Raw genomic sequence first — 12,822 nt, forward strand, 5'->3', positions numbered from 1 at the left:
ACGTTCACGAACAAGCAGGGCAGGTGCCCCAGAACACGACCTCCGCCTCGTCGACCGCGAACCCGTGGTCGTCCGAGGCGGTGAGACAGGGAGCCTGGCCGGTGACGCACTCGACGTCGACGATCGCGCCGCAGGAGCGGCACACGAGATGGTGGTGGTTGTCCCCCACCCGGGTCTCGTATCGCGCGGTAGCGCCGGCGGGCTGGATGCGCCGCACCAGGCCGGCGTCCGTGAGCGCACGCAGAACATCGTAGATCGCCTGGTGGGAGACCATGGGCTGGTCCGTGCGCACCAGGGAGATCACGGTGTCGGTGTCGGCGTGCGGGTGGTCGTGCAGCGCGGCGAGCACCGCCAGACGGGGGCGGGTCACGCGCAACGAGACCGCCCGCAGCTGCGCCGCGAGATCGGACGTCACGCCGACGACCTTAGGGCACTAGATTGGAATCATTCAAGTTTTGACACTCGGGAAGTGAGAAGCGGCCCATTGGTCGAACCGGCGCAACACCGCAGCCCGGACATCGGGTGCGGAAAGCGTCAGATCGTGCAGCGCGCCGGGAAACCGGACGAGCGTGACGTGCTCGCCCAGCGCCGCGCCCCACCGCCGGATGTGCGCCACGTCCAGCACGATGTCGGTGCGGTGGATGTCCTCGCGCGGCCCGGACACCCAGTTGAACGAGCGGTCCGACGAGCCGACCAGCACCGGTACGCGCAGACCGAGCCCGCGCCGGACCCGCCGGTGCGCGTCCCGGATCGCGGCCAGCCAGCCGACCCGGATCGGGTGCCCGCGGGCCGGCTTCAGCGCCAGGTCGTAGAACCACTCGCCGCCCAGCGTGGCGTGCGTGGCCACGGCGAACGCGTCCGACGTCGGGTGCGGCACGGACGCCAGCGGGACCAGCGGCGCCAGCGCGGTCACCGCGGCCATCAGTGGCCGGCGCAGCACCCAGGGCAGCGCGAAGTCGAGGAACGGGCTGTTCAGGAACGCGCCACGGATCACCGGAAGAGGCCGGTCCGCCGCCCACAGCGATCCGATCAGCCCGCCGGTGGAATGGCCCCAGAGCACGATCTCGCGTACGCCGTCCGCCGTCATCCGGACCACCGCGGCGTCCAGCTCCGGGTAGTACTCGGTCAGCGACCGGCAGAAGTTCGGCGTCTGGTGCGGCAGCAGGCTCCGCCCGTACCGCCGCACGTCCAGCCCGTAGACGCCCCAGCCACCGGCCGCCAGATGATCGGCGACGTGCGTCTGGAAGAAGTAGTCGCCGAGCCCGCCGAGCATCAGCACGGCCCGCCGCCCGCCGCCCCGGTCCGGCCGGCGACGCACCAGCGTGGCGATCAGCGGCCCCTGCGCATCCCGCCCGCAATCAAGGACGAACCGCTCATACGGTACGCCGAGCAGGTCCGTGCCGTCCGCTTCGAACATCGGCACCAGGCTACCGCTCCACACCCAACCCGAGCCGTTCCCGGAGCTCTCGATGTCCCTCGACCAGCGCGTCGGTGATCTCCCGCGGGTCGTCCGCGATCTCCACCACCAGCTCGTCCCATACCTCCAGCGCGTCCTCGACCAACTCCAGCGCGGCCGTGCTCGCCGGGAACTGCAGCAGGATCTCCAGCTCCGCGGCCAGCCGGGTGCCGGCCTCCCACGCGTCCTCGTCCTCGGCCGCCGCGTCGACCGCGGCCCGGAAGTCCGCCAGCCCGTCCGCCGCCGCCTCCGCGTCCAGCAGCCCCGCCTCGCCGAGCAGCCGCACCGCGAACAGCCGGTCCCGCATCGCCGTGTCCACCACCAGCGCCGCCACCTGCCGCCCGGTCAGCCCGCGCAGCGCCGCCAGGTAGCGTGCCTGCTCCGGATCGGTCACGTCCGGCCCCGGCGGCGTGGCCGACGCCAACAGCGGAAACCCGGCACCGACCGCGGACAGCGCCAGCGCCACCGCGTGCGCGCACAGCGGTTCACCGGACCCGCAGTCACAGTCGCCGCCCAGCTCGCCGCCGACGATGCCGGTCCACGCCTGCACGTCCGCGACCTCGGCCAGCACGCCGCCGCCGGACGACTCCAGCTCACCGACCGCGCCGTCCGCCACCAGCCGGTCGGCCGCGGCCAGGACCGGCGCCGGAACGGACTCCCGGAAGGCTTCGATGTCAATGCGTACCGCCACGGGCGATCACCCTACCGGCGACCCGGGCGGCCCATACTGGCGACGGCTTTGTACAGTTTCGCCGCCAGTCTTTTCGACCCCCGAGGAGCCGCATGTCAGGCACCGTCTACGGCAAGGGCGCGCTCGACCCCCGCCCACCGCGAAACGGCCTGTTCAACCGCGTCCACCCCGGCATCACCGCGGCCGTCGCACTCGGCATGGTCGCCGCGTTCGCCCTCGGCTGGCTCGTCTGGCGCAGCGCCTCCGCCCCCGACCCGCTGCGCGACCTCAACGAGGCCGCGAACCAGCCCGTCGCACCGGTCGCCACCACGCCGTCCGCCGCACCGTCGTCCGAGCCCCCGGCCGAGCTGGCCGCCGGCCCGCACAAACTGGAATCCGTGGCCTCCCCCGGCTCCCTGATGTCCGACGTGGACAACATGGCCGTCATCACCGCGAACGCGCCCGCGCTCGAGGTCGTCGAAGGCCTCGCCGACCCGGCCTGCTTCACGTTCCGCTCCGGCGACCGCTACATGCGCCACTCCGGCTACCGCCTGCGCTTCGACCCCGACGACGGCTCCGACCTGTTCCGCCAGGACGCCACCTTCTGCCCCGAGGAGGGCACCGCCCCCGGCACGGTCACGCTGCGCTCGGTCAACTACCCCGATCACGTGGTGCATCATCGCAATGTTGAGCTTTGGATCGACGAGTCGGACAACTCCGACGACTTCGCCGAGTCCAGCAGTTTCACCATCCACAAGGGATAGAAGAGCCGACATTCGCTCTTCCCGCTCCCGGCGTGGCCGAGTTCCGCATGCTCCCGCGGGCACCGGTCGGCCGCGGGCGGCCTCCCTTCCGGTCGCGTGGGCGGTCACCACGAACCCACGCCCCCGTTTCCGCACATCACCGCGATTACCGGCCGGGCGCTGCGCGCCCGAGATATCGCGACAGGGCGGCAGGTTCCCGCACGTCCGGCGCCTGCGGCCCGATCACATCATCCAAACCGGACAGGCGAATACACGCCCGGCTCAGCCCGCGGCCACCTTGCGCCCCGAATGTCCAACCGGCGCCCCGCATGGGATCACCAGACGTTGCAGACGCGAAGCCGCACTGCTTCATTCCGAATCTCAGGCAGAAGGTCGCCCTTACCGGCGCTCGGCCGGAGGCCGTCGCAACATTTCGTCCTCGATGTCGTCGAGCAGGTCGAGAAGGCGGCGCAGGGGTTCGCGGACGCGGACCACGTCCTCGTGTTCGTGGGTTGCCGTGTCCGTGCTGTCGAGGAAACGGGCCGCCTCACGGTCGATCTCGGCGAGGCGCGGGTCGAGCGGCACGGCCGGGGCGCACAGCCGGCGCACCGTGGACACGCGGGCGTCGATGCGCAGCGTGAGGCGGTCGCGGCGGATCGGCTTCGTGGTCATCAGCCAGTGCCACCAGCCGATCGTGAAGGTGAGCGCGGCGGCGTAGTCGCGCAGGACCCGGCGTTCGACGGCCAGGTCGGCCGCGGTCGCGGCCCACCAGGGTGCCAGTGGGTGCACGGGTCAGCCCAGCTTCGCGATCGGGCGCAGGTCGAGCTCGATCCGCCCGGACGGGTCGCGCATCGGCACCGGCCGTCCGATGTGGAATCCCTGCGCGAAGTCGACGCCGTAGCGGCGCAGCAGCGCGGCGGTCTCCGCGTCCGGCACCTTCTCGGCCACGACCCGGATGCCGAGGTCGTGGCAGATCAGCGTGAGCCGTTCGACCAGCGACCGGTCCGCCGGCGTACGGGTCAGCCCGGTCACGAACCGTCCGTCGATCTTGACGAGGTCGATCGGCAGCGTACGCAGGTGCAGCAGTGACGCGTGGCCGGTGCCGAAGTCGTCCAGTGCCAGCTGCGCGCCGAGGTCCCGGACGCCGGTCGCGAATGCCAGCGCCTCGTTGCGGTTGTCGATCGCCGCGGTCTCGGTGATCTCGAAGGTGAGCCGGTCGGCCCGCACCCGGTGCCGGGTCAGCGCGCGGGTGACGTGGTCGAGCAGGCCCGGGTCGGCCAGCGAGCGGCCGGACACGTTGATCTGGCAGTGCGAGTCGAGTGCGCCGCGGCCGATCAGCTTGATCGCGTGGTCGATCACCCAGCGGTCGACCGCGAGGATCTCGCCGACGCGTTCCGCGGTGTCCAGGAACGCCCACGGCGCGCTCGCCTCGCCGGACTCGCCGCGGACCCGGAGCAGGATCTCGTGCCGGGTGATCCGGTTCAGGTCGAGGTCCAGGATCGGCTGCGCGGCGAGCGTGAACCGGTCGTTCGCGACCGCGCCGCGCACCGCGGTACGGCAGCGCCGCAGCCGGGCCGCACGACCGGCCGGGACGGCCGTGACCTGTGCGGGGTGGCCGGCGCGGCGGGCCTCACCGGCCGCGTGCTCGGCGTCGGTGAGCAGCTCGAAGCCGTCCGCGTCGGTGCCCCGCGCGAAGCAGGCCGCACCGGCCCAGGCGGTGACCCGTACGCCGGAGAACAGGTGGTTGCGGACCCGGCCGACGGCGGTGACCGCGAGCCGTTCCGCCTCGGCCGGGCTGGTGGTGCCGCGCAGCAGCACGCCGAACAGGCCGGGCGCGACCAGTCCGAGCGTGGCGTGCGGCGGGTTCGCACCGGTCAGCAGCCGGCCGATCTCGGCGGCCAGGATGTCCCGGTCGTCCTCGCCGAGCGTGGCCGCGCCGGGTTCGGCGGCGATCACGTACACCAGGCCGTCACCGGTACGCCGGGCACGGTCCACCTCGTCGATCAGGTACTCCCGGGTCGGCAGTCCGGTGGGCGGTGCGGCCGGCAGCGTCTCCGCGCGGACCGCACGCCGGGCCCGTTCACGCCGGGCCAGCTCCGGGGCGGTGACGTCCTGGCAGGTGGCGACGATGCCCTGGGCCGGGATCTCGATCAGCGCGTGCAGGTACCGGGTGCTGCCGTCGGCGCGGCGGGCACGGAACGTGACCTCGGCCGGCCGCGTCTGCGCGTAGGCGTCCTCGACCGCGGCGGTGACCGCGACCAGGTCGTCCGGGTGGATGCAGGACATCAGCGCGGCCGGGGTGACCGCGTCGTCGGGCGCGCCGGTGGACGCGTGCCGGGGCGCGGCCGGGGCGCGGCCGAGCAGTTCCGTCATGCCGGCCGACCAGGTCAGCCGCCCGGCGGCGCGGTCCCAGGCGATCACGCCGAGGCCGGCGGCGCGGGCCGCCTCGGTGATCCGGGTGACCTCGTCCTGCGAGGTGGTGAGCGGGTCGGTGAGGTCCGTGTCCGGCGTGGGCGCGGCCTGGCGGTGGTCGAGCATCACCTGCCGGGCGACGCGGCGGAAGCGCGCCTGCTCCAGCGCGCTGGGGGTGTGCCCCGCGGCGAGGCGCAGCACGTCATCGAGTCGCATCGGCGGCACCTGCCAGTTCCTGGAGCCGGCGGCGCGCATCGGACTTGTAGAACCGCACGCTGCTGTCCGCGAGCCCGAGCGTGCGGCCGATCTCCGGGTTGGAGAAGCCCTGCTCGGCGAGTTCGAAGACCTGGGCCTGCCGAGGCGGGAGCTGGGCCAGCCAGAACCGCCGCAGCTGCTCCGCCTCCCAGGAGTCGGTGGTGGTGGCGGGTGCGCCGGGGATCTCGTCCGGCAGCGCGGTCTCCCGGTCGGTCCTGGCCCGCTCGCGGCGCAACACGTTGTGCGCCGTCTTGATCACCCAGCCGAGCGGCGCCTCGAACTCGCGGATCTGCCCCCATTTGCGGCGCGCGATCAGGTACGCCTCGTGCAGCGCGCCGCGGACCAGGTCGGAGTGGTCGCCGCCGAGCCGCAGCACGGCCTCGGCCCGCGCGTAGGTGTCCTCGATCATGGCGTTGCACTCGGCGTCGTACTGCGCGTCGAGGCGCCCCGCCTCGTCCCACCGGGCGGCGTGATTCGACTGGCTCACGCCGCCCGCTCCCCCATCTCGATCATCGATCCCCCACAGAAAAGTCGTCCCCGCTCGCATATAACTCTCTGTGGGGCGCGGAATGTAGATGCCGTCCGGCTCGATTTCTTCGCCAAGATCTGCGATCACGGCCGTGAGCTGCGCATTCCCCGATAAATTCGCGCAACTACACTGAGTACCCGACAAACCGCTCAGCGTGCTTTATCGCAATCGGTAGCTGTATCAAACACGCACGGTTCGAATTTGCGGACCATGACTATCGTCGATGCGGTGGACACACTGGACATGACCGCGCCGTCGGATCCGCCGCCACCGGCCGATCCCGGCGAGCCGCCGACGCCGCCGACGCCGACCGATCCCGACTGGCCCCCGCCGCTCGACGATCCGGACGACCCGGCGCCGCCGCCGAAGACCACCGACCCGGACTGGCCGCACGGCCGCACCCCTGCGTCCTGAATCACGTCTCCGACCAGGAAGAACGTCTCCTGCCGCGCGTTCTGACCGGTAGCCGAGTCGTCCGCGTCACCAACCGTGGCGCGGACTGTCAATTAAACCTACCGACGTTGTAGGTTTCTCGGCGTCACGGACAGGACCCACAGCCGGGAGGCGTGAAAGGCATGGCGCTCGTCGTACCGCCGGATGATTTTCTGGAATGGCAGCGGGCGCGGCACGCGCGGCTGACGGCACCACAGGGCAATCTCGCGCTGATCGAGACCCGGTGGGGTGCCGACGACCCGGACGCGGCCCTGGCCGGGCAGCGCGACACGGTGACCGCGACCCGGCTGCGCCGCACCGACCCGCTGACCGGCGAGACCGAGCGCGGCGTGCGGCTCTGGGACGCCGACTCCGCCGCGATCAACGCGTTCGACCACGTGGACCGCTTCGACTACGACCCGGCGTGGGTCCTCGAGGCCGCCTACACCGAGGTCCCCGGCGCCCGGAAGATCCCGTTCGAACACATCAAGGACAACGGGGGTACGCGTGAGCTGGCCGTCCCCGGCGACATCGCGCTGACGCTGGACGGCCGCGACTACACGCTCAGCGCGTTCGACGACGGCGGCACGCTGCTGCTGGTCTTCGCGGACGCGCTCACCGGCAACGGCGTCTACGCACCCGGCCGGTTCCTGTCCGTGCCGCGCGAGCCGGGCGCGACCACGGTGACGCTCGACTTCAACCGTGCCTACGTGCCGCCGTGCGGGTTCTCCGCGCACTTCAACTGCCCGATGCCGCCGCCGCAGAACCGCCTGCACCTGCCGGTCCCGGCCGGCGAGAAGCTTCCCGTCTTCACCAACGGTTTCACCATTTACTAGGAGTTCCAGTGAAAAGGGCTTGGATAGCCGTCGCGGCCGCCTCGGCGTTGCTGCTGTCGGCCTGCGGTGGCGGCGGGAACGACACCCCCGTCGACAGCGCGGCACAGACGATCAACATCGGTTCGGTCTACGAGCCGCAGAACCTGGACAACACCGCGGGCGGCGGCCAGGGCGTCACCGAGGCGCTGAACGGCAACGTCTACGAAGGACTGTTCACGCTCACCGACACCGGTACGGTCGAGCCGCTGCTGGCCACCGCGCACACCGCGAGCGAGGACGGGCTGACCTACACGTTCACGCTCGCCGACGGCGTGACGTTCCACTCCGGCAAGGCGTTGACCAGCGCGGACGTGAAGGCCAGCATCGAGCGGGTGACCGCGGAGACGTCGAAGTCCGCGCGCAAATCCAGCCTCGCGGTGGTCAAGGAGATCGCCACGCCGGACGACAGGACGGTCACGGTGACGCTCTCCGCGCCGTCGATCTCGTTCGTCTACAACCTCAGCTACGTGTGGATCGTCAACACCGCCGCGGGCGACCTGACCACGACCGCGGACGGCACCGGCCCGTACCGGCTCGGTGAGTGGAAGCGCGGCGCCACGCTGTCACTGACCCGCAACGACGCGTACTGGGGCACGAAGGCGAAGAACGCGGGCGCGGTCTTCCACTACTTCACGGACGCGACCGCGCTGAACAACGCGCTGCTCACCAACGCGGTGGACGTCGTGACCAGCGAGCAGTCCCCGGACGCGCTCGCGCAGTTCGAGTCCAACCCCCAATACAAGATCAACGAGGGTACGTCGACGACGAAGCTGCTGCTGGCGTTCAACGACCGGGTCGCGCCGTTCGACAAGGTGCAGGTGCGCAAGGCGGTCAGCGCCGCGATCGACAACGCGAAGCTGCTCAACTCCGTTTGGGGCGACTACGGCACGCTGATCGGCTCGATGGTCCCGCCCGGCGACCCGTGGTACGAGGACCTGACCGCGGTCAACGCCTACGACGTCGAGGCCGCCAAGCGCCTGCTCGCCGAGGGCGGCCAGCCGAACGGCTTCACGTTCACGCTGGACACGCCGAACTACGACCCGCACCCGACCGCGGCCACGTTCATCAAGAGCGAGCTCGCCAAGATCGGTGTCACCGTCGAGATCAACACGATCACGTCCGACGAGTGGTACACGAAGGTCTACCAGCAGCGCGACTTCCAGGCCACGATGCAGGAGCACGTCAACGACCGCGACGTGGTCTGGTACGGCAACCCGGACTTCTACTGGGGCTACGCCAACGCTACGGTGACCGACCTGGTGAAGCAGGCCGAGGCGGCGAAGACCGAGGCCGCGCAGGCGGATCTGCTGAAGCAGGCGAACAAGATCATCGCGGAGGAGGCGGCCAGCGACTGGCTGTACCTCTACCCGCAGATCGTGGTCGCCTCCGCCGACCTCTCCGGCTACCCGCTCAACGGCCGCAACTCGCAGTTCTTCGTGTACGACATCGTGAAGAGCTGAGTTCCGCAAATCATGATCACCTACCTGGTACGCCGGACCGCGCTGCTGCTGGCATCGCTGTCCCTCGCCAGCGTGGTGCTGTTCCTCCTGCTCCGGTTCCTGCCGGGCGACCCGGTCAACGCGCTGCTCTCCGTGGGAGCGACCGACGCGCAGATCGAGGCCGCCCGGCACCAACTGGGCACGAACGAACCGGTGGCCGCGCAGTTCGTCTCCTGGCTCGGTGACGCCGTCACCCTCGACCTCGGCCGGTCGCTGATCAGCAACCTGGAGGTCGGGCCGGAGATCGCCGCGCGGCTGCCGGTGACCGTGCCGCTCACGCTCGCCGGCTTCGTGCTGGCCGTGCTGATCGCGGTCCCGATCGGATTCCTCGCCGCCTACCGCGCGGAGAAGTGGGACGGCCCGCTGCTCAACGGCGTCGCCCAGCTCGGGCTGGCCGTACCCGCGTTCTGGCTCGGTCTGCTGCTCGTCACGATCTTCGCGCTGAACCTGCGCGCACTCCCGGCCGGCGGCTTCCCGGCCGGCGGCTGGTCCGACCCGGCCGCGGCCATGACCGCGCTGGTCCTGCCGGTCCTCACGATCGCGCTGGTCATGTCCGCGTCGCTGATCCGGTACGTACGCGCGGCCACGCTCGACGTGCTCGGCAGCGACTTCCTGCGCACCGCCCGCGCGCTCGGCTCGTCACTGCCCGCCGCGATGTGGCGACACGGCCTGCGCAACGCGGCAGCCCCGGTCATCGCGGTCCTCGCGATCGAGCTGGCCACCACGTTCCTCGGCGCGGTCGTGATCGAGAGCGTGTTCGCGCTGCCCGGTCTCGGCTCCATGCTCACCCGCGCGATCGCCCAGCGCGACTACCCGGTCATCCAGGGGGTCATGCTGGTCAGCACGTTCGCGGTACTGGCCGTCGGCTTCCTCGGCGACGTCGCCCAGCGCGTCGCCGACCCACGCCTGCTGCGGAGCCGGTCATGAGGCGCCTGCACCTGCTTACCGGACTCGTCCTGATCGGCGTGATCGGCGGCGCGGTGCTGCTGTCGTACCTGTGGCTGCCGTACGCCCCGGACGACACCACCGGCGGCCGGCTGTCCCCGCCGTCCGGCGACCACTGGCTCGGCACCGACAAGCTCGGCCGCGACGTGTTCACCCAGCTGCTGATCGGCGGCCGGATCGCGATCGGCACCGCACTCGGCGCGGTCACGGTCGGCGGCGTCCTCGGCGTCCTCTTCGGACTGCTGGCCGGTTTCGCGTCCCGTTGGCTCGACGACGCGGTCGCGGTCACGCTGGACATCCTGATCGCGTTCCCGACACTGCTGCTGGCCATGCTGATCGTGGCCGGGTTCGGCGCGTCCCTCGGCGCCGCCGTCCTCGCGATCGGCCTGGCCATGGCCGCGATCGTGGCCCGGCTGACCCGCATCCTGGTCAAGCAGGTGCTGTCCCGTGACTACATCACCGCCGCCCGCATCTCCGGCGTATCGTGGCCGCGGATCGTGATCACCCACGTCCTGCCGAACATCTGGCCGGTCGTGCTGGTCAACCTGGCGCTCCAGGCCGGCCTCGCGGTCCTGGCCGAGGCGTCACTGTCCTACCTCGGCCTCGGCACCCCGCCGCCGAACGCGTCCTGGGGCCGCCTCCTCTTCGAGGCCCAGGCCACCGTGCTCACCGCCCCGACCGCCGCGATCGCCCCCGGCCTGGCCCTGGTCGCCCTGGTCATCGGCATCAACCTGACCGCCGACGGCCTCCGCGACCTCGCCGACCCCACCCGCCGGAGATCCCGATGACCGCGCTGCTGTCCGTCTCCGGCCTGACCGTCCGCAGCGGCGGCCACGAACTCGTGCACGACGTGTCGTTCGAGGTCGCGCCGGGCGCGCGGGTCGGGCTGATCGGCGAATCGGGCTCCGGCAAGTCGCTGACCGCGCTCGCGGTCACCGGCCTCCTCCCACCGGGCCTGACCGCCACCGGTTCCGCGCTCCTCGACGGCTCCGCCGACAGTGCCGCGCACCCGGTGGCCACCGGCCGGCCGGCGGCCACCGGCACCGGCGCAGCAACCGTCGCCGGCCGTGCGGCGAGCGGCACCGCGCGGGGCGCCGCGGCGGACGGCCGCTCGACCCGCGGTGCGGCGAGCGCCACCGCGGGTCGTGGCGCGGCCGTGATCGACATGGTCGGCACGCCGGAGCGGCAACGGATCCGGGCTCGTGGTGGCGTCGCGGCCGTGGTGTTCCAGGAGCCGCTGACCGCGCTGGATCCGCTGATGCGGGTCGGGAAGCAGATCGCGGAACCGTTGCGGCGCTGGCGGAAGCTACGCGGCCCGGCGCTGGACGCGGCGGTCACGGCCGCGCTCGACGAGGTGCGGCTGCCCGCGGACGCGGCCCGGTCCTTCCCGCACGAACTGTCCGGCGGGCAGCGGCAGCGGGTGGCGATCGCGATGGCGCTGGCCTGCCGGCCGCGGTTGCTGATCGCCGACGAGCCGACCACCGCGCTGGACGTGACCGTGCAGGCGGAAATCCTCGGCCTGCTCGACGGCCTGGTCCGCGACCGCGGCATGGCGCTGCTGTTCATCACACACGACCTGCCGGTCGCGGCCCGCGTCGCCGACCACCTGCTGGTACTGCGCGACGGCCGGGTGGTCGAGTCCGGCCCGGCCGCGACCGTGATCGGCTCGCCGTCCCACGACTACACCCGCATGCTGGTCGCCGGCGCCCGCCGTTTCGACGCGGCCCTCGCCCTCGCGACATCACCCACCACCGCCGATCCCACGGCCTCGCCGGCCACCGCCGATCCCGCGGCCGCCGGTCTTGCGCCATCACCGGGCACCACGGGTCCTGCGGCACCGTCTGCTTCCGCCGGCCGCGCGGGGGGTTCCGGCGGCGGTGCCGAGTCGGGGCCGGGAGGCGGCACCGCGGCTGATCGGGATGGGGATGCCGGGTCCGCGGAGCGCTCGGAACCGGCCGGAAGCGGTGCCGCGTCCGGCGGCGGTGCCGGGGCGGTCATCGCCTTCGACGAAGGCGTTCGCAAGAGCAGCGACGGGGATGCGCATGACTGAGCCGATCATCGAGGCTGCCGCGGCCGGATTCGCCTACCGGGCCGGGGTGCCGGCGCTCAGCGACGTGTCGCTGGCTGTCCATCGAGGGCGGAGCGTGGCGCTGGTCGGTGAGTCGGGGGCGGGGAAGACCACGTTGCTGCGGCTGTTGCTGGGGCTGGCGCGGCCGACGTCCGGGGAGGTCCGGTTCGACGGGGTGCCGCTGCACCGTGGGCGGCTGCGGGACTATCGGCGCAGCGTGCAGACCGTGTTCCAGGATCCGTACTCGTCGCTGGATCCGCGGCAGCGCGTCGACCGGATCGTGGCGGAGCCGTTGCGCGGGCTGGGTGTGGCGACCGGGCGGGCGGAGATCGGTGGCCGGGTCGCGGAGGCGCTCGAGTCGGTCGGCCTGCCGTCCGACGCCGCGTCCCGCTATCCGCACGAGTTCTCCGGCGGACAGCGGCAGCGGATCGCGATCGCTCGCGCCATCGTCTGCCACCCGCGCGTGCTGCTGGCCGACGAGCCGGTCAGCGCGCTCGACCTGACCACCCGCGTGAAGATCATCGACCTGCTGGCCGAGCTGTGCGCCACCCGCGACCTGACGCTGCTGCTGGTCTCCCACGATCTCGGCGTGGTCGCCACGCTCTGCGCGCACACGGCCGTGCTGGAACGCGGCCGCATCGTCGAACAGGGCGACACCACCGCCGTCCTCGGCGCACCGTCCCACCCGTACACCCAGCGTCTCCTGAGCAGCGTGCCCCGCCTGCCATGAACACCCCCACGGCGGCCCGCCCGGGCTTCATGCGGCGCGGGCCGGATATAGCCCTAATGCGTATATGTCGGTTTCGCGCTCGGGTGTGACGCGAGACGCTCCGGCAGCGAGATGCGCAGGGCCGCGGCGCTCGCGACAGCAAAGCGCTCACGGCACCGGCCCACGCGAAAGCCGCTACCCACGAAGCCACCCGCGCGCGCATATCCGC

14 protein-coding genes are annotated in these 12,822 nt (G+C 72.0%); 8 read left to right on the plus strand and 6 right to left on the minus strand.

Annotation, left to right across the window (positions count from 1 at the left end; genetic code table 11):
• Positions 1-4: 4 nt before the first annotated feature.
• Genes J2S42_RS09740 through J2S42_RS09750 form a run of 3 tightly spaced genes read right to left on the minus strand, consistent with a single transcriptional unit; the run spans position 5 to position 2,147 of the window.
• Positions 5-415, minus strand: a complete 411-nt coding sequence (locus J2S42_RS09740; RefSeq protein WP_307237748.1) for a Fur family transcriptional regulator — start codon at positions 413-415, stop codon at positions 5-7.
• 33 nt (positions 416-448) lie between these two features.
• Positions 449-1,417, minus strand: a complete 969-nt coding sequence (locus tag J2S42_RS09745; protein WP_307237750.1) for an alpha/beta hydrolase — start codon at positions 1,415-1,417, stop codon at positions 449-451.
• Positions 1,418-1,427: 10 nt separating this feature from the next.
• The gene (locus J2S42_RS09750; protein WP_307237752.1) at positions 1,428-2,147 is read right to left on the minus strand and encodes a hypothetical protein; all 720 of its coding nucleotides are present in this window, start codon (positions 2,145-2,147) and stop codon (positions 1,428-1,430) included.
• Between the two features lie 92 nt (positions 2,148-2,239).
• Between J2S42_RS09750 and J2S42_RS09755 the strand changes: the two genes are divergently transcribed.
• A complete protein-coding gene (locus J2S42_RS09755; protein WP_307237753.1) occupies positions 2,240-2,890 on the plus strand; it encodes an AbfB domain-containing protein in 651 nt (216 codons plus the stop codon).
• 378 nt (positions 2,891-3,268) lie between these two features.
• On the opposite strand, the gene J2S42_RS09760 is transcribed toward J2S42_RS09755, so the two are convergent.
• The 3 genes from J2S42_RS09760 to J2S42_RS09770 are packed head-to-tail and all read right to left on the minus strand — an operon-like array spanning position 3,269 to position 6,023.
• The gene (locus J2S42_RS09760) at positions 3,269-3,658 is read right to left on the minus strand and encodes a hypothetical protein (RefSeq protein ID WP_307237755.1); all 390 of its coding nucleotides are present in this window, start codon (positions 3,656-3,658) and stop codon (positions 3,269-3,271) included.
• 3 nt (positions 3,659-3,661) lie between these two features.
• Positions 3,662-5,497 carry an EAL domain-containing protein gene (locus J2S42_RS09765; protein ID WP_307237757.1) on the minus strand — a complete coding sequence of 612 codons (1,836 nt, stop codon included), beginning with the start codon at positions 5,495-5,497 and terminating at the stop codon, positions 3,662-3,664.
• Complete coding sequence (locus J2S42_RS09770; RefSeq protein ID WP_307237759.1) at positions 5,484-6,023, minus strand: RNA polymerase sigma factor; 540 nt, start codon at positions 6,021-6,023, stop codon at positions 5,484-5,486. The genes J2S42_RS09765 and J2S42_RS09770 overlap by 14 nt, the downstream gene beginning before the upstream one ends.
• 252 nt (positions 6,024-6,275) lie before the next feature.
• Between J2S42_RS09770 and J2S42_RS09775 the strand changes: the two genes are divergently transcribed.
• The 7 genes from J2S42_RS09775 (at position 6,276) to J2S42_RS09805 (ending at position 12,614) form a co-directional block, all read left to right on the plus strand.
• On the plus strand, positions 6,276-6,479 hold the full coding sequence (locus tag J2S42_RS09775) for a hypothetical protein (RefSeq protein WP_307237761.1): 204 nt from the start codon (positions 6,276-6,278) through the stop codon (positions 6,477-6,479).
• A gap of 161 nt (positions 6,480-6,640) precedes the next feature.
• Entirely contained in the window at positions 6,641-7,333 is a 693-nt protein-coding gene (locus J2S42_RS09780) for a DUF1684 domain-containing protein (RefSeq protein ID WP_307237764.1), read from the plus strand.
• 8 nt (positions 7,334-7,341) lie between these two features.
• The gene (locus J2S42_RS09785; RefSeq protein WP_307237766.1) at positions 7,342-8,832 is read left to right on the plus strand and encodes an ABC transporter substrate-binding protein; all 1,491 of its coding nucleotides are present in this window, start codon (positions 7,342-7,344) and stop codon (positions 8,830-8,832) included.
• Positions 8,833-8,844: 12 nt separating this feature from the next.
• Positions 8,845-9,798 (plus strand): ABC transporter permease, encoded by a 954-nt coding sequence (locus J2S42_RS09790; protein ID WP_307237768.1) that lies wholly within the window; start codon positions 8,845-8,847, stop codon positions 9,796-9,798.
• The gene (locus tag J2S42_RS09795; protein WP_307237770.1) at positions 9,795-10,604 is read left to right on the plus strand and encodes an ABC transporter permease; all 810 of its coding nucleotides are present in this window, start codon (positions 9,795-9,797) and stop codon (positions 10,602-10,604) included. The genes J2S42_RS09790 and J2S42_RS09795 overlap by 4 nt, the downstream gene beginning before the upstream one ends.
• On the plus strand, positions 10,601-11,866 hold the full coding sequence (locus J2S42_RS09800; protein WP_307237771.1) for an ATP-binding cassette domain-containing protein: 1,266 nt from the start codon (positions 10,601-10,603) through the stop codon (positions 11,864-11,866). Before J2S42_RS09795 ends, J2S42_RS09800 begins: the two co-directional genes overlap by 4 nt.
• Positions 11,859-12,614 (plus strand): ATP-binding cassette domain-containing protein, encoded by a 756-nt coding sequence (locus J2S42_RS09805; protein WP_307237773.1) that lies wholly within the window; start codon positions 11,859-11,861, stop codon positions 12,612-12,614. Before J2S42_RS09800 ends, J2S42_RS09805 begins: the two co-directional genes overlap by 8 nt.
• The last annotated feature ends 208 nt before the right edge of the window (positions 12,615-12,822 follow it).

The organism is Catenuloplanes indicus (genome assembly GCF_030813715.1).
Classification (GTDB): domain Bacteria; phylum Actinomycetota; class Actinomycetes; order Mycobacteriales; family Micromonosporaceae; genus Catenuloplanes; species Catenuloplanes indicus.